This window comes from Parabacteroides faecis (genome assembly GCF_014647375.1).
GTDB classification, from domain to species: domain Bacteria; phylum Bacteroidota; class Bacteroidia; order Bacteroidales; family Tannerellaceae; genus Parabacteroides; species Parabacteroides faecis.
Map to the genome: position 1 here is coordinate 71,552 of NZ_BMPB01000016.1, position 25,755 is coordinate 97,306.

At 43.6% G+C, this 25,755-nt stretch carries 16 protein-coding genes; 4 read left to right on the top strand and 12 right to left on the bottom strand.

Annotated elements, in window-relative coordinates:
• Positions 1-19: 19 nt before the first annotated feature.
• From IEY67_RS21355 to IEY67_RS21370, 4 genes are all read left to right on the top strand, one after another.
• Positions 20-1,237, top strand: a complete 1,218-nt coding sequence (locus tag IEY67_RS21355; protein ID WP_183672324.1) for a DUF4934 domain-containing protein — start codon at positions 20-22, stop codon at positions 1,235-1,237.
• Positions 1,238-1,440: 203 nt separating this feature from the next.
• On the top strand, positions 1,441-2,583 hold the full coding sequence (locus IEY67_RS21360) for a FecR family protein (RefSeq protein WP_183672325.1): 1,143 nt from the start codon (positions 1,441-1,443) through the stop codon (positions 2,581-2,583).
• Between the two features lie 145 nt (positions 2,584-2,728).
• Positions 2,729-6,118, top strand: a complete 3,390-nt coding sequence (locus IEY67_RS21365; protein ID WP_183672326.1) for a TonB-dependent receptor — start codon at positions 2,729-2,731, stop codon at positions 6,116-6,118.
• 18 nt (positions 6,119-6,136) lie between these two features.
• Positions 6,137-8,077, top strand: coding sequence for a RagB/SusD family nutrient uptake outer membrane protein (locus IEY67_RS21370; RefSeq protein ID WP_183672327.1), 1,941 nt, complete (start codon positions 6,137-6,139; stop codon positions 8,075-8,077).
• A gap of 105 nt (positions 8,078-8,182) precedes the next feature.
• On the opposite strand, the gene IEY67_RS21375 is transcribed toward IEY67_RS21370, so the two are convergent.
• The 12 genes from IEY67_RS21375 to IEY67_RS21430 all read right to left on the bottom strand — a co-directional run bounded on the left by IEY67_RS21375 (position 8,183) and on the right by IEY67_RS21430 (position 25,738).
• Positions 8,183-8,953 (bottom strand): ABC transporter ATP-binding protein, encoded by a 771-nt coding sequence (locus IEY67_RS21375; RefSeq protein ID WP_122354229.1) that lies wholly within the window; start codon positions 8,951-8,953, stop codon positions 8,183-8,185.
• A gap of 3 nt (positions 8,954-8,956) precedes the next feature.
• A complete protein-coding gene (locus tag IEY67_RS21380) occupies positions 8,957-9,703 on the bottom strand; it encodes an MlaE family ABC transporter permease (protein ID WP_122354290.1) in 747 nt (248 codons plus the stop codon).
• Between the two features lie 110 nt (positions 9,704-9,813).
• A complete protein-coding gene (locus tag IEY67_RS21385) occupies positions 9,814-11,346 on the bottom strand; it encodes a TolB family protein (RefSeq protein ID WP_122354230.1) in 1,533 nt (510 codons plus the stop codon).
• 10 nt (positions 11,347-11,356) lie between these two features.
• On the bottom strand, positions 11,357-13,090 hold the full coding sequence (locus tag IEY67_RS21390; protein ID WP_183672328.1) for a DUF6057 family protein: 1,734 nt from the start codon (positions 13,088-13,090) through the stop codon (positions 11,357-11,359).
• 14 nt (positions 13,091-13,104) lie between these two features.
• Positions 13,105-13,335: a hypothetical protein gene (locus IEY67_RS21395; protein ID WP_122354232.1), complete on the bottom strand. Its 231-nt coding sequence runs from the start codon at positions 13,333-13,335 to the stop codon at positions 13,105-13,107.
• 11 nt (positions 13,336-13,346) lie between these two features.
• Complete coding sequence (locus IEY67_RS21400; RefSeq protein WP_183672329.1) at positions 13,347-13,496, bottom strand: DUF5989 family protein; 150 nt, start codon at positions 13,494-13,496, stop codon at positions 13,347-13,349.
• A gap of 1 nt (position 13,497) precedes the next feature.
• A complete protein-coding gene (locus IEY67_RS21405) occupies positions 13,498-15,315 on the bottom strand; it encodes a carbamoyltransferase family protein (protein ID WP_183672330.1) in 1,818 nt (605 codons plus the stop codon).
• Positions 15,316-15,329: 14 nt separating this feature from the next.
• Positions 15,330-17,273, bottom strand: a complete 1,944-nt coding sequence (locus tag IEY67_RS21410; protein WP_183672331.1) for a tetratricopeptide repeat protein — start codon at positions 17,271-17,273, stop codon at positions 15,330-15,332.
• A 72-nt stretch (positions 17,274-17,345) separates the two neighbouring features.
• On the bottom strand, positions 17,346-18,032 hold the full coding sequence (locus IEY67_RS21415) for a DUF3823 domain-containing protein (RefSeq protein WP_122354235.1): 687 nt from the start codon (positions 18,030-18,032) through the stop codon (positions 17,346-17,348).
• An 18-nt stretch (positions 18,033-18,050) separates the two neighbouring features.
• On the bottom strand, positions 18,051-19,838 hold the full coding sequence (locus IEY67_RS21420; RefSeq protein WP_183672332.1) for a RagB/SusD family nutrient uptake outer membrane protein: 1,788 nt from the start codon (positions 19,836-19,838) through the stop codon (positions 18,051-18,053).
• 10 nt (positions 19,839-19,848) lie between these two features.
• The gene (locus IEY67_RS21425; RefSeq protein WP_229801162.1) at positions 19,849-23,025 is read right to left on the bottom strand and encodes a SusC/RagA family TonB-linked outer membrane protein; all 3,177 of its coding nucleotides are present in this window, start codon (positions 23,023-23,025) and stop codon (positions 19,849-19,851) included.
• A 643-nt stretch (positions 23,026-23,668) separates the two neighbouring features.
• Entirely contained in the window at positions 23,669-25,738 is a 2,070-nt protein-coding gene (locus tag IEY67_RS21430) for a cation:proton antiporter (RefSeq protein WP_183672333.1), read from the bottom strand.
• Positions 25,739-25,755: the final 17 nt, after the last annotated feature.

Here is a 25,755-nt window from a genome sequence, read left to right on the forward strand (position 1 = left end):
CACATTTAATTTTTGTGATATGTTAAAACCAATTGTATTATTATTCTTTTTTATATTTACATCTTGTATAAATAATTATCAATATGCACGTTTTCATGACGTTGATTTAACTGATGTCGATTATTTAGCCAATATAAAAAACGATACAGGCATAACTGTTTTGTTAGATAAGGTGGAAGATCAAATAAAGATTTCAGAATTAATAAAAGATGTAAAATATATTCCTTTGGAAACATCTGATAATTCGCTTATTTCACATATATCTGCGGTTGACATTTATAAAGATCGCATTTATATAGTGGATAATATTATGCAGAATAAGGTATATATATTCGACATTGATGGAAAGTTTATAAAAGCGATTGGTCAGAAAGGAGGAGGTCCTGAAGAATATGCTTTGCTAACAGGTATGACTATTGATCGAAAGAATGAACGACTGATTGTTTATGATAATATGAAAAGGCGATTTATGTATTATACCTTGAATGGCGATTTTTGTCGAAGCGTACCAACTCCCTTTTCTTTCGCCGGTGAAATGATGGTGTCACCGAAAGGAGATTTAATGTCGGTTTCTAATAAGTCTAATATGAATACGCATTTGAAAGAGTTGGACGATTATCGTATTCTTTTTACTGATTCATTAGGAAATGTGGTTAAGGGGGCTTTTAACTATGATGATAATAGCTCTCTGGCTATAGCTTATTCTCAATTATACAGGACAAATAGTGAATTAGTCTTTTATCCTCAGTATATGAATTCTCTTTATACTGTAAATGATTCAACCATAACATTACGTTACAAGATTGATTTATCAAATTATTCTCCTTATAATTTATTAGATATTCAGAATGTCAAATCAGAAAATGTATTTAATGAAATTACTCGTGGTAGTACATATTTGCAACCTAATATGATTGAAACAAATGATTTTTTATATTTTCTAGTTACAAATAAGACAGAATATATATTTTCTTTTTTTGATAAGAAAACTAATAATATTATTAGTTTTCATGGGTTTGATTATGACGGAGATTGTGTTTTCAATCCAACTATTACTCGAATGAATTCTTATCAGGATTATTTTGTATCAAGTGTACCTGTTGAATTTTTAAAAATGATTAAATCAAATAGAGATAAATCCGATAATAAATTTTCTGATAATGTTGCATCTATGATAGATAGCTTGCATGAAGATGATAATAATGTATTGGTTCTATTTAAGCTGAATGAATTATGAGACTGTGATATCTGCTTCTTCAGCATTAAATAGTCTTACAGAATATCCATAGGGGATATTTGGATCAAATTTGCATGCTTCAAAAGTGTGATTGTCATATTTTAAATCCTATGTGAATAAATTATTTGAAAAAAATCACTTTTTGAGTAGGACATTTTTTTTTCGTCTGCGTCTTTTATATGTAAGCACATTTGAAAAACAGAATGAAAACAGATCACGATATATTTGATGATGACACTTTTCGGCCTCGGGACAGGGAAGAAAAGAAAAAAATAGAATTTTTCTGGGAGGATTGCCTGCCGGAAGAAGAGGAGGATGTGGTCGCTTCGATCCGTGCTAAAGCTCTCCGGAAAATACAGGAAGAAGGGAAACAGCAGGTTCTTCCGTCTGCAAAGAAAAAAAGAACAAACAGGTTTTATATTGCAGTTGCCTCTGTTGCGGCAACTATCGCTGTATTGTTGAGCATACCTTATATATCCGATGATCTTTCTCAAAAGGAAGACTTCAGGCAGGTCATTGCCCTGATGGATATGCTTCCGGTCGAGGAAACGGACGATGTGGTACTGGTGATGTCTGATCAGGAGAAGTTACAATTAGCTTCTGACGCGAAAATTGTTTATACGCCGAAGGGCGAAGTCTCTGTTGATTCGGAAGAACTTCCGGTGGCTGAGTCCGGACAGAAGGACGTAACGACACCTTACCATGAGTCATATAACCAGTTGATCGTACCGAAAGGAAGACGTTCCCAACTGTTACTGTCAGACGGTACCAAGGTGTGGGTAAATGCCGGGACTAAAGTGGTCTATCCTCGTGTTTTCGGAGAAAAGAAACGCGAGATATACGTAGACGGTGAGGTTTATCTGGAAGTAACTCATGATGAGAAGCGTCCTTTCTATGTGAATACCGAGGGCTTTGAAGTAAAAGTGTTAGGTACTTCTTTTGATGTTTTTGCCTATAAACAACTGGCAACCAGTCGTGTTGTATTGGTTAACGGATCGGTAGAGATCAAGGACCAGCAGAACAAACAGATGAAGATGGTGCCCAATGAGCTTGTCTCGCTTGAGAAAAATAGTATTACCGACAAAAGAACAGTGAATGCGGGTGATTACAAAGCCTGGATCGATGGTGTGATGATTTTGAACGGTGATTATCTGAAACTGCTTGCCGAACGGTTAAGTTTGTTGTACGGAACAAAAATAGTATGTGATTCATCTTTAGACAATGAACAGATATATGGGAAATTAGATCTCCGGGATGACCTGGATGAGATAATTGATTATATTAAATCGATGATTCCTCTTTCTGCGCGCGAAGAAAATGGAGTGATCTATTTAAAGAGAGAGTAGTAATCTTTTTTAAATTAAAAAATTATGCCATGAAGAAGAGAAGTTAGCTTTTTTCATATGAAAAAAGCCGGATGATATGCCCGTATCATCCGGCGGAGAATTAATCTAATCATATTAATGATTAATCAAAAATCTAAGTAAAGTTATGAATAAGAAAATTAATCCTTGCAGGATAGCGAGGAGAAAACCTTTGTGTTTTTTTATAATTAGCATTTTTTTATTTTTTTCTACTACTTCGCTATATGCGGTAGAGAGTGACGTGTATATACAACAGAAGAGTTTTACAGTGAAAATGGAAAATAAAACTGTAAAAGATGTAATTCATTACGTCGAGAGTAACAGTGAATTCATTTTCATGTACACGCAAAAGTTATTGAAAGTTCTCGATAAGAAAGTATCCATAGATGTCAAAGATAAGAATATCTCGTCGATCATGGAACTGTTAGCCTTGGAGACTGGTATCAGGTACGAAATAAAGGATCGGCAGATCATCTTATCGGAAGCGGCGGAAGCGCAACAACAGCAAAAGAAAGGTGTCAATATCAATGGTACGGTTTGGGATGAACAAGGAAATCCTTTACCCGGTGTGAATGTGATTGTAAAATCGACCAATTCAGGTACGACTACCGATATTAACGGTAATTACTTTTTGTCGGTTCCCGGAAAGAACTCCGTCCTGACATTCAGTTATATTGGTTTTGAATCGCAGGATGTAACGGTGGGCGGACAAATCAATATCAATGTCAACCTGAAAGAGATATCTACCGGTCTGAACGAAGTGGTGGTAGTCGGTTTCGGTTCACAGAAAAGAGAGTCGATCGTGGGATCCATTACAACGATAGAACCAGGCCTGTTACAGCAAAGTCCGTCGCGTGCCCTGAGTAATAACCTGGCAGGTCAATTAGCCGGTGTGATCGCCGTGCAGCGTTCCGGTGAGCCGGGAGCAGATGGTTCGAGTTTCTGGATCCGGGGTATTTCATCTTTCCAGAATGCAGGACGCAGCCCGCTGGTTTTGGTGGATGGCGTAGAACGGACATTGGACGATATGGATCCTTCGGAGATCGAGTCCTTCTCCGTGCTGAAAGATGCGGCAGCCAGTGCCGTTTATGGGGTACGTGGTGCGAATGGCGTTATCATCGTCAATACGAAGCGGGGTAAGTTAGGAAAACCGACTGTAGATGTACATTATGAACAAGGTTTTACCCAGCCGGTGAAGCTGCCTAAATTTATCGGTTCGGCGGATTATTTGTCATTAATGAATGAGCTGTCTCTGGATGGCGGAGGATCGACGATCTACTCTCCGGACCTGATCGAGAAATATCGTACTAATGCGGATCCTGAATTATATCCGAATGTAGACTGGTTGGATGAGATCACTAAAGACCATGCGACTAACCGGCGGGCAAATCTGACGGTAACCGGTGGTAGCGACGTTTTACGTTACGCGTTAGTCGCTTCTTATTATGGCGAACGGGGTATCTTTGAGCGTGATGAAAGCCAGACCTGGGATTCTTCCACTAAATTGAATAAATACAATATGCGTTCGAATGTAGATGTTAATATTACGAAGACTACAATCGCCCGTATCAGTATCGGTGGTTATTTGCAGGAAACGAACGGAATGATAGATGATGGTGATACAAGGGCTTCGGATTTCGTCTTGGATAAAGCCTTTGAGACGCCGCCGTTCGTTCACCCGGCTATCTATTCTTCCGGTGAAATACCGAAGGTGAAAAACCGTACTAATCCCTGGGCGAGAGCTACCCAGCATGGTTTTACAACTTACTCGAATGCAAAGATCGAATCGATGTTCTCCCTGGAACAAGATTTGAAGTTCCTGCTTCCCGGATTAAAAATCAAAGGTATATTCTCTTTTGATCGCTATATCCGTTCCGGCGTGGTTCGTTCAAAGAGTCCGGATTATTATTATCCGGCAACTCAACGTAATGAAGACGGAACATTGGATATTACGATCGCTGATTACGGACAAATGTTTTTAGGAAGCGAAGAAAAAAAAGAATGGGGTAACAAAGCTACTTATCTGGAAGGTAATTTAAGTTATTCTAATAGATTCGGGGAACATGCTGTGGAAGGTATGTTCATGTATAATCAACGTGATTATCAGGACGGAAGTGTCGTTCCTTTTCGCCGGTTAGGTATTGCCGGAAGGACCTCTTATACTTATGGCAACCGTTACATAGGCGAGTTTAACTTTGGATATAACGGTTCGGAAAACTTTGCCAAAGGATATCGTTTTGGCTTCTTCCCGTCTTTCGCTGTCGGTTATTTATTGTCTGAAGAACCATTCATGGAAAAATTTAAAGATACATTTTCCAAAATAAAATTCAGAGGTTCATGGGGTTTGGTAGGTAATGATCAGTTGGAAGGACGGCGTTTTGCCTATATCACTACTATCAATAGTCATGATGATAATCAGTATAAGTGGGGTGTGAATAACGATTATCACCGTACAGGTCGTTATGAAGGAGATTTCGGTATCCCTAATCTGACTTGGGAAACTGTGGAAAAGACGGATATAGGTTTTGAATTGGGGTTGTGGAATGCTCTTGATTTTCAATTCGACTGGTTCCAGGAACATCGTCGTGATATCTTTATGAAACGAAATACGATCCCGTCGGCAGCCGGTTTTATGAATACACCCTGGGCTAATTTCGGAAAAGTTGACAATAAAGGGGTTGACTTGTCCCTTACATTTAATAAGCAATTGAATAAAGACTGGTATCTGAGTTTGCGTGGTACGATGACCTATGCTAAGAATGAGGTCATTGAGAAAGACGAAGCTCCGGGTAGATTAGGAACAAACCGGCAGGAGACTGGCTTGCCTGTCAATCAGTTGTTCGGACTCGTTGCGGAAGGTTTATTTACCGAGGATGATTTTGAAAATGTAGAGCAGGGTGTATTGAAAGATGGAATACCTACTCATACGTTCAGTTCCAAGGTTCGGCCGGGTGATATCAGGTACCGTGATGTGGATGGAGACGGCTCGATCACAGATATGGACCAGGTTCCTTTGGGAGGAACGAAAGATCCGCAGATAGTTTACGGTTTCGGTGGAAATGTCACTTACAAGAATTTCGATTTGAATATTTTCTTCCAGGGAAACGGCAGAACCTGGCGTTTTATCGGAGGTTCAGGATTCCTGCCCGGAAGTTCGATGGGCTCTATGTATAATATTTATGATAATTATCAGGATCGCTGGACATCGGAAAACCCAAGTCAGGATGTCTTTTATCCGCGTTTGACCTACGGGCAAAATGAAAATAACCTGAAAGAGTCGACCTGGTGGTTACGTAATATGAGCATGTTGCGCGTGAAGGATATCGAAGTAGGATATCGTTTTCCCAAAGCATGGATGAGCAAGATCGGTGTAAGATCGCTCCGCCTTTATCTGAAGGGTTCTAATTTGCTGACTTTTTCAGGTTTCAAGATGTGGGATCCGGAACTCGATACAAATAACGGTATGAAATATCCGATCATGAAGTCGGTTTCTTTCGGATTGGATGTTAATTTCTAATATCATAAAATGACTAATATGAAAACTCTAAATTTATTCAAGTATATAGGTGTTTCTGCTATATGTCTGGTCTTGAACGGTTGTTCTGATTTTATCGACAATGCTCCTGATGACCAGCTGACACTGGAGATGGTTTTTAACGATAAGACCCGTACGGAAGACTGGCTGGCTAATATCTACTCCCGTGTCCCGGATCCTTACTGGGGATATGCCAACAAGATCGGTTGGGAAATTGCAGGTGATGATATGACTGCTTCGCAGCGTTGGGTACAATGGTGGGGTGGCACATTACTTAATTTCCGCGTGGGTAATTTTTATACGAGTTCCGATTGGGATGCCAGATTCTGGAATGAATTGCCCCAACGCATCCGTTCTGCTTATATCCTGATCAACAATGCTCATGCCAATCCCTTGCAAAAAGTAACGGAAGAAGATATAGAAACGATGAGAAACGAATGCCGTTTCCTGATTGCATATTATTACTGGACAATGACAGAAGCTTATGGTTCTGTGCCTTATTTCGGTGATGTGGTCGATGTGAATGCACCGTTGGAAGAAATGACGGTCGGACAGATGGCTTTCGATGATATGGTAGATATGCTCGATAAGCAATTGCTGGAATTGTCGGGTAAACTGCCGGCAAAATGGGAAGAAGCCTTTTTCGGCAGGGCAACCTCGATCGCCTGTCTGGCGGTACGGGCACGTATGCTCTTATTTGCAGCAAGTCCGTTAGTGAACGGAAATGAGATGTACAAAGGATTTTTGAACAATGACGGTAAGGAGCGCTTCAATTCGGCTTACGACCCGAATAAATGGAAGAAAGCGGCGGATGCCTGTAAACTGTTGATCGATAAAGCGCATGAAGCAGGACACGGATTATATTATGAATATATTAATGGTAAGATCGATCCGTTTATGTCATGTTATAATTTGCAATTGAAGAAAACATCCGAGGGTAATAATGAAATATTGTTTGCCCGTCCTGATTGTAATTATGGGGATTGGGAAGGCCATTCAACTCCCCGAGGATGCGGTGGAAACGGAGGATACGGTGTTACACAAGGGTTAGTGGATGCTTTCTTTATGAAGAACGGGCAATCTCCGATCCTGGGATATAATGCAGACGGCTCTCCTGTTATCAATGAAGCATCGGGTTACACGGAAAAAGGCTTTTCTGCTGAACCGGAGATAAGGGAAACGAATTGGGATCCTTGTCGTAAATACCAGGGAGTGAAATCCGGACAGATAACGACTCCGAATACCTTCAATATGTATAGCAACCGTGAACCGCGTTTTTATCTGGCTGTATTGTATAACGGTGCCTGGTTCCATCAGGAAGGACGTATGACGGAGATGATGTCTAACCAGGCGGACGGAGGACCGACCCACGATGCGCCTCAAAACGGCTACCTGAACAGGAAGAAAATATCACTGGAATCTATTCCTAGAGATGGCAAACGTCCTTATCGTCCGGGTATCCTGTACCGTATGGGAGAGGCTTACCTGAATTATGCGGAGGCTTTGAACGAATGTGAACCGGGAAATAAAGATATCATACTTTATCTGAATAAGATCCGTGAACGTGCCGGTATTCCTGAATACGGAACAGGTACAGATAACAATGGCTTCCAACGCATCCCTTATACAGACAATCAGGCGACAGTACGTGAACTGATTCGTAAAGAACGTCGTGTTGAATTATGTTGCGAAGGTATCCGTTATCATGATGTCCGTCGTTGGAAATTAGGTGAAGAACTGCTGAACGGGTATGATTATGGAATGAATTTCGGCGGTACGGAGTATTCGGACGATGCTTCCAACAGCAATGCATTCTTTGTCCGTTCAAAATGTTTGTTGCGTGCATTCCAGAAGAAACAGTATTGGATGCCTATCCATCAGAGTGAAGTGGATAAAGACCCGACTTTGGTTCAGGCCCCTTTCTGGAATACGAATGAGTAAAATAGAAGTGTGTTTTTAATTATTATATAGTTTATTGCAAAAGAGGATGTTAATACTAACATCCTCTTTTATTTAATATCCCATTCTCAATTTTTAATTAAAAAGTTATCCTTCTTCCTGCTTCATCTCTACTTCTTTCACTTTCCGGAACAGATCGGACGCAAAAATAAAGTCGTTCAATGCTTTATTATTCGAGGTGATGACCTGGTCTTTCGTTCCCTGCCATTCTTTTACACCTTCCTTGATAAAGATGATGTTTTCTCCGATATTCATAACGGAGTTCATGTCGTGGGTATTGATAACGGTCGTCATCTGGTATTCGGTAGTGATATCATGGATCAGATCGTCTATCAGCAACGATGTTTTAGGGTCCAGGCCCGAGTTCGGTTCATCACAGAATAAATACTTCGGATTCAAAGCGATCGCGCGGGCAATGGCAGCACGTTTCATCATACCACCGCTGATCTCGGACGGGTATAAATGTTCAGCTTCCTCAAGATTGACACGTTCCAGGCAGAACATGGCCCTTTTTTCTCTATCTTTATAAGACTCTTTCGAGAACATATTGAGCGGGAACATCACATTTTCAAGAACGGTCATACTGTCAAACAAGGCAGATCCCTGGAACAGCATTCCCATTTCCCGGCGGAGCATGTTCAACTCCTGTTTGTTCATTGAAGTAAGGTCCCGTCCGTCATACAGAATCTCACCCGAATCAGGTTTCATCAGGCCGATAATATTTTTGATCAGAACCGTTTTACCCGAACCGCTTCGTCCGATGATCAGGTTGGTCTTCCCTGTTTCAAAGACTGCGCTGATATCGTTCAACACTTTACGGCCTTCAAATGATTTCGTTATGTTTTTTACTTCTATCATTTTTTACGTAAGCATTAAGTGGGTCATTATTACGTCTGCCAGCAGGATCATGATGCTGCTCATTACGACAGCATTCGTACTCGCTTTACCGACTTCGAGTGCTCCTCCTTTCACATAGTAACCGAAATAAGCGGCTATCGATGAGATGATGAAGGCGTAAACTACCGATTTTATAATAGAATACCAGATATAAAATTCATTGAAATAAAATTGCAATCCATATTCGAAGGAAGCCGGTGTCATGCCCGTTCCTGTTGAATGGCTGGCCGCTATACCTCCCAGTATCCCGGTGAACATACTGAAAATAACCAGTACGGGAATAAAGATCATCAGCCCTGCGATTTTCGGCATGATCAGGAAGTTGGCGGAGTTGACGCCCATGATCTCCATCGCATCGATCTGTTCTGTTACCCGCATCGTACCGATCTCGGATGCAATGTTACTCCCGACCTTACCGGCAAGAATCAGACACATGATAGAGGATGAAAACTCCAGCAGGATAATTTCACGGGTCGTATATCCGATCGTAAATTTAGGAATCAGCGGAGAGCTGATATTCAACGATATCTGGATGGCGATAACCGTACCGATAAAAACGGAGATGATAATTACGATCCAAAGAGAATCTACCCCCAGCTTATATATTTCTTTTATCAATTGTTTGAAGAACATGCTCCATCTGTCAGGGATCGACAAGGATTTTCCCATCAAGATGACATATTCTCCCATTCTTTGTAATGCTTTATTCATCATTTTATTGATTACTTATCTGTTCCAGTCTGCAAATATAACTGAAATATGTCAACAACTGTTCATGGTTTAGGATTTTATAGCTTACCCGGAATGTATAAGACAATCCGTTAGTTCACCTCGCTTTTATTTCCGGACTTGCCGGAAACGGAAGGAACATGGCCGTCTTTACGAAATTTGACTTGTCCGGATACGGCAGATTTTGCCGTTTCTGCTATTTCATGGGGATTCACTTTCACTGCGCCTTTCACGAGTTGCGGAAGGTTATAGGCTTTGAATAAGTCTTGATAGAAATCCGGATTCTTCTGGGGAAGAAGAAATGGTTTTCCTATCTCCCCGTTCTCTCCGATATGGGCGATAAAAGGACGGTTATATACACCGTCCAGCCGGCGGCTGCTGAAAACGATCCACCGGCTGTTGGACGACCAGTTGGTATAGCTTTCCGAATAATCCGTATTCAGCGCTTTTGCAGGCTTAAAACTTTTTGTGCGGGTGTCATACAGGTACAGATCCGATTCTTTATCCCAGCTCAGGAAACAGCCGCTGGAGGCAACGCTGCAAAGAATATAGCGTCCGTCGGGCGATATACTCGGTAGTGAAACTCCTTTCCCTTCGGAAACCAGGTCTACCAGCGTGTCGACTTTCGAAGCGAACTCTTGCCGGTCGACATCGAAATCGATGCTGCATAGCCGGTATTTCACACGGTCGAAATCCTGGGGCAGACTGTCCACACGCGGACAACTACAGAAATAAAGTTTTTTCCCATCGGGAGAGAAAACCGGGAAATTCTCTAACTGCTCCTTGTCGGATAATAACGGGCTGGTATAGACTTCATTTTTGTCTGTATCGTAGAGTACGATATCTGAATACAGGTCGTACACTTCTATCAGTTTACTGTTCGCTTCAAAAAAAGACATTTGAGTGTTATTGGTAGAGAATGCGATATCTTTTCCGGAAGGATGCCAGTATGGGTATACAAAATTGGAAATCGTATACTCGGTTTTGGTTTCCAGTTTGACGACCGATCCGTCTTTTATCAGGATAGTACCCGGATTGATCTTGCGCATATGAAGGACCATTTGATCCGGATCTCCCTGATTGAAGGAATGGCAGTTCATGCAGTTATGTCCCGTTTTATCATTGGCAATGATCTCTTTTTCTGAAAAAGAAGAAAGTTCCCGCTGATAGATTCCCATTTCATTCCAGTTGGCGTAAGTCGGTTCTATCAACCGGTAAACGAGATGACTGTCTATCGGATCGGGGGAGATATGCCAATGGAACGGGCGATGGGCTATCCAGCCGTCCTGATCCGGAGTATAAATAGTTACCGTCACCTTATCCCCCTGAGCCTGCTCTAGCAGGTGGCGCCATTTTGTTAACGGGATGTTCACGTAATCGGAGACCGATAGGGTGAACTGGTAATCCCTGGCCGAAAACAGCACCTTGCATTTTCCTCCGGGTTCCAGGCGGAAATTCAACGGTGCAATATTGACAGGAACCGTAATCTCTTTATAATCCGGGAAAATAGGCGGACAATCCTCGGAGGACCGTGCCTCCGAAAGTCTTTCGGAACAACTTAGTGCCAATGCACTCCAAAAGAGTAGGATCGATATAACCGGGCGGATATGTATTTGGGGTTTCATTTTTTGAGGATTAAAATTCGTTCGTGTACTGTACGTAAAACCAATACGACTGCCGGAAATTTCCGCTTAACTGCTTTTTGATCACCTCCGGGGGTTGTCCGGACTGGTTGATTTGCAGGTAACGGTAAAAATCAGTGACGACGTCCTGGGATATATTCCATTTGCCGATCAGTGTATTGTCGCGTAACATATAAGCATACATAAGTAAAAACTCCTGGTAAGAACGGGGAAACGGGCTGCCGATCCCATGGGGAAGGTTCGCTATGCAATGGATAAATCCTTTGTAATCATTCGCCAGGATATATTTGGCCAACAGGAAATCACGGACTTTAGGATTCTCCGGGTCCTCCCTGTGTTTGCATGCCACGTTGTAGAGCATTTCTTTTGCCAGGAACGAATCGTTTTCTTTATATTGTGCCATCGGTATCCGTAAATGCTCCGGGTACTTTCCGGACAAAACGGCTTGCTCCATCTCTTTGGCCCAATTCCGGTAACGTAAGGTCTGTTTTAAGGCATGTATATACTTCATTCCGGATTTGGAGTTCCCGCGTATAATCTCCAGTTCTGCCAGTCGCTGGAACATATAAGGAGATTGTCCCGAAGGTGATTGGGTGTTAGCCATGTAGAGGTAGGCACGAGCTCCGTCATACATGTCCAGATAATAATATGTCTCACCGGTCAGGAACATAGGGAGATAGCTGGAAGTCCAGAACTCGTTTATATTCGCCCGTTGTGAGAAACTCATCATTTGGTCGGGCAATTCTCCCTGGTTCAGTAAAGCCAGATTGACGTATGAAACAAAGACGGGATTCCGGTAGGGATGTTCGCTGGCGATCCGGACTATTTCTTTCCACTCTCTTTTTTTGAACAAGTGATCGAGTGTATAAAGCATCTCTTCGCTTTGGTCCCTTTTGCTACAGATAAGGACTCCGCTACCTCCGATAATACAACAGGCAAGTAAGGCGGAAATCTGGTCTGCATATTTAGACTTGGCGGTCATCCGGCTGCCCCATATTGCGAGGAGGCTGCTCAATGCCGGAGAAAAGAGAATATACCAAATAAGAACAGGACTGTTATTCCCCTGGTAAAAAGCGGTGCCGAACCAGGTATCGTTCCAGGATAGCGGGATCAGGTATTGTCTTACGTACAAAGGAAATACTAATGATAATAATAAAAGTACCGTCAGAAAACAGCTGTTTCTGCCGCCTCGCAGTAGTTCGTGAACGACTAGCAGCGACGTATAAACTACCAGGCCACCTCCCGTACTTCCGTATATGACGGGGACCAGCAGTAAAGCTGCGGCATAACGCAGCCACCTCTTAGCGAAGCAGGAGACACCCCAGGCAAGGCCCATAGCGATCAGAACTGCTGCCAAACCTCCGAACCGGGCATTTATATCCATAAAAAACAGAGCGCATATAACCAGTGGAATCAATAAGAAGGTATCCGTGGCTTTCAGTTCCCAGCTACGGACAATACGCTTTTGTAGGGAGAATAAAAGTAATAAAGCGAATGTGAGTAACAGACCTCCGGCATAGTTCCAGGCATAAAATTGGGTGAAAAATGCCCCCAGATAATCAGCTGCTCCCCCGGGTTTGCCGATCAGCGATTGAAAATACAGTTCCGTGAAGCGGAACAACTGTAGTTGTTCGACATATAACAGATGGTAGTTATAGAAGAAACAGAAGAAAACAGCTATGAACAGGAACAGGATACCGGCCCTGTATTTTGATAGAAGTTTCATGTATAATCGTTTATTTACCATGGATTTTCAAAGTCTTTAGCAGTGAATGTCTTATTGCGTCCGATAAAAGAAGTGCCGTCCGCCGGTTTCTTTCTGTTTGTTAAACGATACAACAAAGCGACCGGTGTAAGAACGATAAAATAAATACATCCCAGAATCAAGGGCGTAAAGAGCCGGTTCAGCAATAAACCGAACTTGCTCCATACGCGAATAACCGGATCTTTTATTTTTTGAAACAGAGTCATTTTGCAGTCTTTTAGAATAAGGCATAAATAAAAGGAGCCAGTACCGTATTACCGGTTGCCAGCAATAACAGTCCGATCAGTAACAACAGAACGATCAGAGGCATCAGCCACCATTTTTTTCGTTCACGGAAAAATCCCCATAGATCTTTTAGAAATTCCATATTATGTTTTGCATTGTTTTTTATCGAAGATTATATTTTCCATTACCAGATAATCCATATCCGTTGTCATGAAACAACGGAAGGCATCTGCCGGAGAGCAAACGATCGGTTCGCCCCGGACATTAAAACTTGTGTTGATCAGCATCGGACATCCGGTTTGCTCTTTGAAAGCTGTCAGCAAAGACCAGAATAGCGGATTCGTCTCCCGGTCTACCGTTTGTAACCTGGAGGAGTAATCGACATGTGTGATCGATGGATAATCGGATTTGGCAATTCTCCTTTTTTCCGTGATTTCCAGGTCTGCATATCCGGGCGGAAGTTCTTTTTTGTAGCAGTCTCTTATCTCTGCTGTCAGCAACATATAGTCGGAGCACACCGGACAATCAAAATAAGAAGCCGCCTCTTCTTTTAATATCGCCGGGGCAAACGGACGGAAGCTTTCCCTGAATTTTATTTTCAGATTGACTCTTTGCTGCATCTCCGGATAGCGGGGATCGGCTAAAATACTCCGGTTTCCCAATGCCCGCGGACCAAATTCCATTCGTCCCTGAAACCAGCCGATACAGTTTCCCCGCGCTAACAGGCGGGCGGTATGGCGGCAAAGTTCTCTCCGGTTGTCGAAGGATCGGAACGGTACATTTTCCTCCTCAGCCAGTTCCCGGATCTCAGCATCGGTATAAGCGGATCCGAGTAGCGCCCCTTTCATTCGGTCCGGTTGGCGGCAGGTGCGTTCTTTACCGGCATGAATATAATACGCAGCCAATGCAGCCCCCAAGGCGCCCCCGGAGTCTCCGGCAGCCGGTTGGATAAAGAGCTGGTCGAATACTTTTTCTTTTATGATTCTACCGTTTGCAACGCAATTCAGGGCAACTCCTCCTGCCAGGCATAAGGCGGTGGCCGAGGTCTCTTTCCGGGCTTCATGAACCAGTTTCAACAAGATCTCTTCGGTGACGATCTGTGCTGCACAAGCCAGGCTGCAATGCGCCGGCAGAAGATCGGTTTCCGGTTTCCGTCGGGGAAAACCGAATAACTTTTCCCATTTCCGGCTTTTGACCATTGTCAAGCCTGTCTGATAATTGAAATAAGCTTGGTTCAAAGTGATCGAACCATCCGGGTGGATACGTACCAGGCGTTCTTTTATCAGTTCGGCAAACCGTAATGTCGTTTCTGAGGACCGGTCTCCGTATGGGGCTAATCCCATTAATTTGTATTCTCCTGAGTTTACACGAAATCCCAGGTAATAGGTAAAAGCAGAGTAAAACAATCCGATTGAATCCGGGAAATGCATCTCTTTCAGTACTTCGATCTTATTTCCTTTTCCCAGCGACAAAGATAAGGTGGCCCATTCGCCGACTCCGTCGACCGTCAGGATCGCTGCTTTTTCATATGGAGAGGCAAAGAATGCGGAAGCCGCATGTGCCAGATGATGTTCCGTGAAAAGTAACCGGGTATGTGTTTCGTCATATCGACCGAGTGTACGCAGTTCTTTTCTCAACATCTGTTTGAAAAACATTTTCTCTTTGATCCATATGGGAATACCTTTCAGGAAAGGCTTGAATCCCAGCGGAGCATGTCGGTAGAAGGTTTCCAGGATACGTTCGAATTTCATGAACGGCTTGTCATAAAATACGACGATATCGATTGCTGATAAAGCAATTCCGGCTTCTTGCAGACAAAAAAGAATTGCCCTGCGGGGAAAAGAGGGATCGTTCTTTATCCGGGAAAAACGCTCTTCCTGTGCAGCGGCGACAACTTCACCATCTTTTAACAAAGCAGCGGCCGAATCGTGATAATATGCTGATATTCCTAATATATACATTTGCTTTTGTTCCTCTATCTGGTCAGTTTTCGATCCGGATACAGAGCAGCAGCCTCCGTATTTCCTATTTGTAAATAGATTTCCCTGATTTTCCGGTATATCTCATCCGACGGAGTTGTTTCCAGTAATTTTTTATACCGGATGATCTCGATGCAATGATTTTTTAGCGTCCGGAAATTCATGGAGCTTTGATTGTTGGCTATTGCATATTCCATATATTGGACAGCAGTCTCCGGCTTGTCGAGGCGTAAGGCGACTGATATGATTTCTTTTGCACATGGAAATGTGTTATGCAGAGTAAAACTTTTCCGGTAATATTCCAGTGCCTCTTCATACCGATGCATCACGGTACAAATATCCCCCGCTGACGAATAAAAGGCCGGATCATATTCATTGTCCAGTATGCGTACCCTCATCAGGTCGAGAGCCAGCGGGTAATCTTTTACCGATACGGCATATTTATAGAGGGCTTCCATCGACTTATACCAGTTTTTCTCACGGACATATTGCATCGCCATCTTTTCAACCGGTGTTTCAGCCTGTATCGTATCGTTTCCTGTTTCGAAGAACGGGAACCCTTGTTTCAGGCGGGCGCAGGAATATGCTCCGGCCAGTGAGTCGAATTCCAGGACCGGAAAAGTCGACAGGCTTTCTCCGGTAACGACATATTCGTTCATCTTTTTCTCCCGGAAAAATCCGGCTCCGTTCAATTCCCGTAAAAAACATTTTGCGATCAGCCTGTGTCCTTCTATGGTCGGATGCACATGTTCCAGCAACAGTTTATAACCGGGGATATGATCCGGAGATTCTGCTTTGAAAGTGGCTTCTGCATCTACTTTATGTATATTGTTGAATGTACCGGCTAGCCGGTCGATCGTTTCGTTTATTTCATCCGGTGCCCGGAAACGTAATCCGTCTTTTTGTTTCGCATCGTTGAAATAGCTGTAAGCCTTTTCTTTTTCCCCCAATGCCAGTTTTACCTTCCCCAGAAGATAGGAACAGTCAGCATAGGCAGGATCCTGGTTGTAAAGGAGGGTCAGGATGGAATCAGCCGTTGTGCTCTCTCCTTGACCGATAGAGAGCCGGGCAGCCTGTAACTGTTCCCGGTAAAATGTGGAATCGGTCTTTTCCGACAAGATACTCCTGAAAGGATATTGGTCTTTCAGATTCGTCCCTACGGTAGAGCAGAATACCGGAATATTCTCTTCATGGAAAACAGACATAAGGTCCTCCATATTACGTCTGAACTGCTCGATGCCCTTGTAAAAAAGCGGACTTTGATATTTTATCAGTTGGTTTTTAACTACATACTTCATCAGATTGTCAGACTCTTTATCGATGCTGCGACTTCTGAATGAACGGGTGATCCGCTCCAATAACTGGACCAGCCGTGTCTGGCGCAAGCGGATGATCATTCGTACGGTTGTCGGATTGTTACCGAACGTATTTGTCGATCCTACACCCAATGCACCGTAATATTCATTGTGTCCTCCGTAGATGAGGATCGCATCCGGTTCGTATTTTGCCAGTTCTTTTCCGAAGTCATAGAATGTGTAGGAGTTGATTGCCGTCAGGGAAAGATTGATGATCTCGATGTTTTTTGAAGGATTATTTTTCTGCAATTCATATTTCAGCATTCGCTGGAAAGAAATATTGTTTGGATAAGGAAAACCGAGGGCGGCAGATTCTCCCAGAACGAACATACGTATGGTATTGGCATCTTTCTTTTTTTTGAAGAATTCGATATTCCCTGTGGTTGCCTGTGAGGCTGTAAAATAACGCTTACTGATCTCTTTATTCATGTACAGATATTGCCCGTCGGGTGTCGTAAGGAACAAATGATCCAGATCGATCCCGTATCCGCCCCATCGTAATCCTGATTCGGCAAGAACCAGTATCACAAGAGGCAATAACAAGCTGAAAAGTAATCCAAATGTATTTTTATATCTGTTTGTCATGTTTGAGCCGATATGTATTATGAACACAGATGGCATAGATAAAAGTGCCATCTGTGTTCTGTAAGGATAGTATTACGGGATTTTCACTTCTATAACAGTGCTGTAATTGTAATAATTACCGGAGTTTTCTCCTAAAGCACCTGCCCGGAAGTAATAAGTTTTCCCGCTTTGCAGGCCTGTAAATTCAGCTTGTAATGTAGAAGAAGCGATTTGATCGTCCGTCATTTCACTTAGTTGGGCTTCTACTTTGCCCGTATAAGTGTTTTTATCTACATACTGAGTTTTTCCACAGTAAAATTCTACCGCCTTTATCACTCTTTTGCTGGAAGTGTGTTTTACTGTTGCCGTCATTTTAACAGTTGTTCCAGAAGCTGTTGCATTGGCTGAAACACGGAGGAAAGGGGTTACTTTCATCTCCAGCGTCTGGGTACCGCTGATTTCTATTTCTACTTTTTCCGGAGTCTCAAACGGCCCCTCGGCTACGATTTGGTATTTCCCCGGGAAAATAGCATTATTGGTAAACGTCCCGTCTTGTTTCGTATAGAAATCGTTCGGCTGGTTTGCCCAATTCCCGTTATAAAACTCATAGATACGGATACGGGATCCGTTCTGATACTGGCAAGGTACATTCTCATTCGTTTCTGCATCCACCAACGCTCCTGTGAGTGAGGCTGTCGGTTCGTCGTAGTTGTCCAGGCTGCACCCCTGGAAACCGATTAATCCGCAAAGGACTACTGCTAAAAATATTATTTTTCGCATATGTATCTGTTTTGATAATTAAAAACCAGGATTCTGAACTAACAAATCGTTCTTCTCGACTTCTGGTATCGGTTGATAATAGTTTTTATCCAGGAATGTTTTAGGCAACTGCATGGTGTTCGGACCTTTCTCGAATGTATATTTGCGGGTCTTATAATCCATCCAGGGGATCAGGGCGGAGAACATGGTGTTGTTCATTACTTTGGTCGCAGTTCTCCAGCGCACCAGATCCCAGAATCTCAGATTCTCGAAAGCCAGTTCGACCTGGCGTTCGTGACGCACGTCTTCGATCGTGATACCTGACTTCTCTTTGATGCCGGCGCGTTTCCTCACTTCGTTCAACCGGGGCAATGCCTGACTGCCCTTACCTAGTTCGACTGCCGCTTCAGCATAATTCAACAGCGTTTCCGCATAGCGGAATACCATGAAGTTCGTTTCCGAGCGATCTTGTTCCACCCGGTTGTTCGGATCCATGAATTTCTTGATGTAAAAACCGGTACGGCTACAGTCTCCCTGCATCACCAGGCCATCCTTTCCACTGGTTGTCAGGCTGGGATCTTCCGGGAATTTGTCGGCGAAAGCCGTTGCTTCGACCTTTACACCGTCACTACCGATTATACCGCGTCTGATCTCCAACACGTTGTTTTGCCAGGGACAGTTCGGATATAATACAGAAGCAAAGAAACGGGGATCTTTATCTTTAAAGATATCGTCGGCATTGTCATAGAAAATAGGATTTCCGCTGGCATCTTCTGTTTTCAGAGTGCCCGGTGTGCCGTCCGTATATTCGTAGGCTTCCACTAATTCCAGTGTCGGACTGGTATTGGTTCCCCAGTCGATTTTGAACGAAGGAGCCGCCATCGCATAATCGAAATTATGTCCCTTATCCGGAACAGCATATGCTTTTACATAGATCGCTTCCTCGTGTAAGGTCTTATCCAGGAACAGATTCTGATAGTTAGCCGCTTTGTCGTCATTTTTTTCATACAGCGAGTATTGTCCCGACTGAATGATCATTTCGGATGCCGCCATTGACTTTTCGAAGAATGAATTTGCCTTGTCGGCTGGGATACCCACCAGTCCGTTCAGCTGAAGGTTTCCGTATTTGCTGATCGAACCGGCATATAACATTGCGCGTGATTTCAATGCGGCTGCAGCATACTTGGTGGCACGGAACTGATCTGTTGCGGCATAGCTTTCAGGCAGCCCGGCAATTGCCAGGTCACATTCTTCTGCGATGAAGTTCCAGGTCTCTTCCTCCGTGTTTCTGGCTACCTTTAATTCGTCGATGTTTCCTCCGGTATACTCCTGCACTTCTTTGATCAGCGGAACACCGCCGAAACGTTTCACCAGGGAGAAATAGTAGAAAGCACGGATGAAATGTCCTTCTGCGATATAACGGGTTTTCAGATCTTCCGCAATGTTCGCATCCGGAATTTTCTGGAAGAACTCGTTGACTATGCGGATATCTTTGTAAGCGCTTCCCCAAAGGTTGTTATCACTCTGGTCGTTGCTCATAAAGCTGTTGGAGAAGGTCGGTGTATACGGATGTCCCCATGAATAACTACGCATGGATTCGTCCGTATAATGGCCCAGAGTACCCCAGTTGATCAGCCAGCCATGAGGTTCGACAAATACTTTTTCATACATCCCGGCCATATACGCCTGGATGGCGCTTTCACTCGACCAGACATTATCGTCGGATATGACATCCAGCGGTTTCCTGTCCAGAAAATCATTAATGCAGGACGTGAAGGAAAATAATCCGCTAACGGCTAATATTATCAATAATTTTAAACTTTTCATATTCTATTCTTTAAAAAGTAACATTAACACCAACATTCCATATTCTCAATTGCGGATAAAGGATACGGTCGCTGCTCGGAGCTTCCGGGTCACCGAACGGAAGGTTGTCGAAAGTCAGCAGGTTATTGCCCGATACGTATAATCTCAGGTTACTGATACCTGCCTGACTCATCCATTTGCTTGGGAACGTGTAGCCGAATTCCAGATTCTTTACACGCAGGTAATAAGAACTGATCGTGTTGAATGTTGAAGTTCTCTTGTTCGATTCCTTACCGGAGTTATAGGTTGAAGGATATTTTCCGGGAATCCATTCTGAATTCGGATCATAGAGGTCGGCACGGTGCCATCTGTCCATGAAACATTCCAAGGCACTTGAACCGTTGAACAGGGCATATCCCATGATCCCGTCCATACGTGTGCTGTAATTGGTAGCCCCTTGCATCAGGATAGAGAGGTCGAATCCTTTCCAGGAAGCGGAGAGATCCAGTCCGAAATAGATTTCCGGCGTATTGCTGCGGCCGACCGGTTGCAAGTCGTACTCGTTGATAACACCGTCACCGTTGAAGTCTTCAAATTTCAGGTCACCCGGCATAAGCGTCGTATTGCCGGCGCCATCCTGTACGGCCCAGTTGTTGATCTCTTCCTGGTTCTGGAACTGTCCGACATACTTATAACCGAATTCCATATTTTGCCATCTGTCACTCCGGTTGTTTCTCCAGTTGGTATATGAACTGATCGGATCGGCCTGTTCGATATGACGGTCTTTGATACGGGTGAATGACATATTACCTTTGACTGAATAAGTCCAGTCGCCGATTTTATTGGTATGTCCCAACACGAGCTCAAAACCGCGGTAGTCGTCACTGTTCAGGTTTTCCTGTGGGAAAGAGGCTCCGAATGTATTCGGAAGAGATCCTGAACGGTAGGCTATCAGACCGTCTCTTTTACGATAGAATACGTCGAAGTTAACTTCCAGCATCCGGTTCCATAAAGAAGCATCGATGCCGACATTGACGATCTTGGAGGTTAGCCAGGTATAATCGAGGTTAGCCAATCCTTTTGTTATTACACTGTTGATCACGTCGCTCCCGAAAATATAATTGGTTCCGCCCGGATAATTATAACCGGTCAGGTATTGGAACGCCTTTACAGTGGCATTACCGTCCCTGTCTAATGCCTGGTCGTCTCCCATAACCCCGTAAGAAGCACGAAGTTTCAGGTTGTCTATGATCGAAGTATTGTTTTTGATGAATGCTTCTTCCGATAAACGCCAACCGGCTGATACGCTGGGAAAGAATCCCCAACGGTTATTTTTGTAAAATTTAGCGGAACCGTCCTCTCTGAAGGCGAACTCAAACAGATATTTGCTCATATAGTCATAGTTGATACGTCCGACAAATGAAACATTAGCCAGTTCACTTTCCACACCGTTATTGGTCTTGTTTTTATCCATACCGGCATTGATCTGGTCGAGTGCGTCGATAGCGAACTGCCGGTAAGCCGATACATAATCATCCAGGTCTTCGCGCTGTTCATACAGGAAGAGGGCTGAGATATTATGTTTGTCCATGAAAGAACGGTTGTAATTCAAAGAAAATTGCAATAGGTTCTGTTCACTTGTATAGTCTTTGCGATACAAGGCAGAGGGAGAGTTCCCGGTAAAGACCTTATTATATTTATCACTTGCCTGATCATGTGAATATAGATAGAATTCTTTTTGAAAATTCTTAGTTTCTTCGACCTTTGTCAGGTAAGAGAACATCACTTTGGCAGACAGACCGGGAATAAAAGGCATGTCATATTTCAACGCGAACGAACCGTTGAAAAGTTTCTTTTTCTCTTTCCGGTATCCGGATACATCTGCATCGGCACGAGCTAACGGGTTTTGAAAATTGGTCAGACCGTAATGAATACCTTCTTCATCGTTCGCATAAGGTGAGAATGTCGGAAGCATACGGGTTATACCGTGAATGATATATGTGTCTTCATCGTACGGTTGCATTTTGTTTTCGACATGTCCTCCCAGTTGTACGTCTGCCGTCAGGTGTTTGGCTATTTTAGCCGACACATTGGAACGGAAATTATAACGGCTGAAACTCAGGTCACCGGTGGAATAAATACCTTCCTGATCCAGATAACCTACAGAAGCGAAGTATTTTACATCTTCGTTTCCTCCGTTAATGTTTATATTATGTTGTGTCTGAGGTGCATTTTTCCGTGTGAGGATATCTTTCCAATTATAGCTTTTATAACCGTCCTGTGTCCCTTCCTGGAATAGGGCCAGTTTTTCAGGACCATAAATAGGAGAGTTCCCATGATTTATGGCATCTTCGTCCACGAGTTCAGCATACTGGGCTGCATTGACAACATTAGGATAATTCGTAAAGTTTTGGAATCCAACGGAGCCGTTGTAAGTAATCTTAGCTTTGCCGGCCGATCCTTTTTTGGTCGTGATCAATACGACACCGTTACCGGCCTTTACACCATAGATAGCTGCAGCAGCGTCTTTCAGGACGGAGATACTTTCAATTTCATTTGGGTCGACCTGGAATCCGGGTTGTTCTATCCCATCGACGAGGATCAACGGTTTACCAAAGCCGCGGATATCCACGGATGATTCGGACCCCGGCATACCACCGGTGTTCTGAACGCGTACACCTGGCAGACGTCCGACCAGTGCATTACTGATATTTGCAACGGGAGCCTGTACGATTTCGTCTGCTCCGATGGCTGTTACAGCACCTGTTACCGTTACCTTCTTTTGTGTACCGTAGCCGACAACGACTACTTCTTCCAGTTTCTGCGTATCTTCCGATAAAGTAGCTGTTATCTGTGATTTACCCGTCACATCCACTTCTTTACTATTGTAACCGATATAGGAAATGACAAGAATTGCTTTTTCGGGCACATTTAAAGAGAATTCACCATTTATGTCAGTGATGGTTCCATTGGTTGTCCCTTTTACAACCACATTGGCTCCGATAATAGGTTCGCCTGTCTGATCATTGATAATACCCTTTATCTGGCGGGTCGATTGTTGGATTACCGGATTGGCTGGAGCTTGTTTTGCAAGTTGTTCTAAAGTGATGTCGGTAGCAGAAATACCGGAGGTCGTTTGTGCATCTGAAGCCATCATGTGAGTCAGACTGAAAGGTAACAACAATGCGGTCATTTTCACAATTTGCATAGTCTTGTGTGATTGGGAATCCGGGACTATCGATTGTTTATCCATACATTAATAATTATTATAAGGTTATACACTCTGACTTTCATTGAAGGAAAGTCAATTAAATAGCTTATCGGAGGAAGAGAATATCTTCTCTGCGCACTCCTTTATTTTTTTAGCTGCTGTCCATATCCGATCGTGATAAATTAGGATTGTTACAGGAATAAAAAATTGAGTTTCTGTTTGTGTTTTTAATTTGTTAATTTAAACATAACACTCTTTTTGAACGATAATATTTTAGATCCGAAAAGGTAAAATCTTACCCGCCTTATGGTTATCCGTTGCAATCTAATTGCCGGATTGTTTACGTTGGGTTTTACAAGAAGAGTACTGACGTATCTTCGTTCTTGCAGAACTATGGTATTTGAGGGATTAATTATTACAAATATTTTCTTAATGTTAAAAGGGGAGGCTCGGATTAGGGGTATTTATGTTAAAAAGGCGCGTTTTTTTGCTGTTGTATAACATGTATGTGATTTTTTTATAAAAAAGATACACTTGTGAATAAAAAACGTTACATTTGCACTGTTTAATGTGCATGAGTTCTGCAAGAACAAGGGCTCTGGTTCTTCCGTTTATAGTTTTTCTTACAATATCTTTCTTATTAGGTCAGGTACCTGGTTCCTTCGTCGATTCCGGCTTGTATAGGATAAATAAGAACAAAGCTGTTACCCTGAAAATACTTGTTCAGATATCCGGGGATCCGTGGCATGACGGGGTCGTAAGATAAGCCTTCTTTCCGGCTGAAGATTACCCACATGCTGTCGTCGGCTTTTACATCCCGGAATACGATCAGAAAATCATCCCAGTCGCTGAAGTTCACGTATGATATTTCTCCGGCTCTTTTGGCAAATACTTTTTTTATTGCTTTCAGCGTATCCTCCGAGCCATAGAATACAACTTTGGCTCCGGCATTTTGCAATACGTTCCATACCCGGTTCATGATCGCCAGGAAGCCGATCTCTTTTTCGGCCTGATCAGGCAGGATGATCAGATGGCGTTTGATGGTTGCTAACGGTTGTACGGGCTTGTAGATAAAGGTGGTAACGCTGCTATGCTGTAATACGTTTTCAACGATATTCCCCAGGAATGCAGCCGGAATATCTTTTTCCTTGTGAAGTCCGAGAACCAGGTCGGTTATCTCCCGTTCCTTCACGACACTGGTGATCGCATTGGAAATGCTCAGGTCGTAGCGAAGCAGTCCTTTCAGGCGTGTATCGGTGGCTGCTGCCGTATCGACAGCCGTTTGCAATACCCGTTTGGATGATTTCTGTGTCTTATCGTCCGAGTTCTGGTTGTCAATGACTTTCAGGGCGTACAGGCCGCTGGTATTTGTTTTCGATTTAATGGCAAGGCTGAGGTTGACCAGTTCTTCTACCGTCTCTTCATTGCTGACAGGGATCAGGATATGTTCATCCTTCGTTTCATTCTCTTCTGTTTCTTCTTCGGATTCCTTCATGGCAATATTATGTGCCCCTTTTTGTGCAGAGAAAGAGGCTATTGCACAAGTCACCAGGATCATCAGGATCGTCCCGTTCAGAACACTTTCGTTCAGGAGGCGTATCGGTTCCCCGTTGGCATCCGTTCCCAGGATCACATTGTATCCGACCATGACAGCCGCGAGAGTTGCTGCCGCCTGTGCATTGCTTAATCCGAAAATGACGCTTCGCTGATCGACCGACAGCCGGAATGTCTTTTGCGTCAGCCAGGCAGCGGCGTATTTGGCTGCCGTAGCGACAACGATCATCACTATGCCGACCTTAATCGTCTCGAAACTGGTAAAGAAAGCCCTGTAATCGATCAGCATGCCGACGCTCAGCAGAAAGAACGGAATGAAAATGGCATTCCCGACAAACTCGACACGGTTCATCAGCGGTGAACTTTGCGGTATCAGCCTGTTCAGTGCCAGCCCGGCAAGGAAAGAGCCGATGATCGCTTCCATCCCGGCCAATTGGGCAAGGAATGCTCCGAAAAAGACCATCGACAGCACGAAAATATATTGTGAGATATTATCATGTACCCGTTTGAAGAACCACCGTCCGATAAAAGGAAATACCAGCAGGACTATCAGAGCGAATATAACGATGGAAACCCCTAAACGTATCCAGAAAGCGTCGTCGGCATTCCCTGTTGCCATTCCGACAATAATGGTCAATACCAATAACGCCAGTGTATCCGTGATCATGGTTCCCCCGACAGTAATACTGACCGCGTTATTTTTGCTGATCCCCAGCTTGCTGATAATCGGATAAGCGATCAATGTATGCGAGGCGAACATACTGGCAAGCAATACGGAGGTTTCCATGCTGAAATTGAGAACCCATAGTCCCACCGCCGTCCCCAATATCATGGGTATAAGGAAAGTATACATTCCGAAGACAAGACTTTTTCCGCTATTCTTCTTGAAGTCCCCCATATCTATCTCCAGTCCTGCCAGGAACATGATGTAAAGTAAACCGGCCGTACCGGAAAGAATGATGCTGCTGTCACGCAGGACAAGGTTAAAACCGTTCGGTCCGATGATAGCTCCGGCAATGATCAGTCCCAGCAGGTGCGGAACTTTGAGTTTGTTCAACAGGAGCGGAGCCGCCAGGATGATCAACAGTATCAGTAAAAACTTCAATACCGGATCAGCCAGTGGAAGGGTGAAATCTATGTTCGAGAGTAGAATCATATCGACGGAGGTTTAGT

Bases quoted from the DNA above. Each gene is read 5' to 3' on its own strand.
- IEY67_RS21355 (WP_183672324.1), top strand. From the start codon at position 20: ATGTTAAAACCAATTGTATTATTATTCTTTTTTATATTTACATCTTGT.
- IEY67_RS21395 (WP_122354232.1), bottom strand. From the start codon at position 13,335: ATGACTCTGTTTCAAAAAATAAAAGATCCGGTTATTCGCGTATGGAGC.
- IEY67_RS21430 (WP_183672333.1), bottom strand. From the start codon at position 25,738: ATGATTCTACTCTCGAACATAGATTTCACCCTTCCACTGGCTGATCCG.
- IEY67_RS21400 (WP_183672329.1), bottom strand. From the start codon at position 13,496: ATGGAATTTCTAAAAGATCTATGGGGATTTTTCCGTGAACGAAAAAAA.
- IEY67_RS21385 (WP_122354230.1), bottom strand. From the start codon at position 11,346: ATGAAACCCCAAATACATATCCGCCCGGTTATATCGATCCTACTCTTT.
- IEY67_RS21405 (WP_183672330.1), bottom strand. From the start codon at position 15,315: ATGTATATATTAGGAATATCAGCATATTATCACGATTCGGCCGCTGCT.
- IEY67_RS21375 (WP_122354229.1), bottom strand. From the start codon at position 8,953: ATGATAGAAGTAAAAAACATAACGAAATCATTTGAAGGCCGTAAAGTG.
- IEY67_RS21360 (WP_183672325.1), top strand. From the start codon at position 1,441: ATGAAAACAGATCACGATATATTTGATGATGACACTTTTCGGCCTCGG.
- IEY67_RS21380 (WP_122354290.1), bottom strand. From the start codon at position 9,703: ATGAATAAAGCATTACAAAGAATGGGAGAATATGTCATCTTGATGGGA.
- IEY67_RS21420 (WP_183672332.1), bottom strand. From the start codon at position 19,838: ATGAAAAGTTTAAAATTATTGATAATATTAGCCGTTAGCGGATTATTT.
- IEY67_RS21370 (WP_183672327.1), top strand. From the start codon at position 6,137: ATGAAAACTCTAAATTTATTCAAGTATATAGGTGTTTCTGCTATATGT.
- IEY67_RS21425 (WP_229801162.1), bottom strand. From the start codon at position 23,025: ATGCAAATTGTGAAAATGACCGCATTGTTGTTACCTTTCAGTCTGACT.
- IEY67_RS21390 (WP_183672328.1), bottom strand. From the start codon at position 13,090: ATGAAACTTCTATCAAAATACAGGGCCGGTATCCTGTTCCTGTTCATA.
- IEY67_RS21365 (WP_183672326.1), top strand. From the start codon at position 2,729: ATGAATAAGAAAATTAATCCTTGCAGGATAGCGAGGAGAAAACCTTTG.
- IEY67_RS21410 (WP_183672331.1), bottom strand. From the start codon at position 17,273: ATGACAAACAGATATAAAAATACATTTGGATTACTTTTCAGCTTGTTA.
- IEY67_RS21415 (WP_122354235.1), bottom strand. From the start codon at position 18,032: ATGCGAAAAATAATATTTTTAGCAGTAGTCCTTTGCGGATTAATCGGT.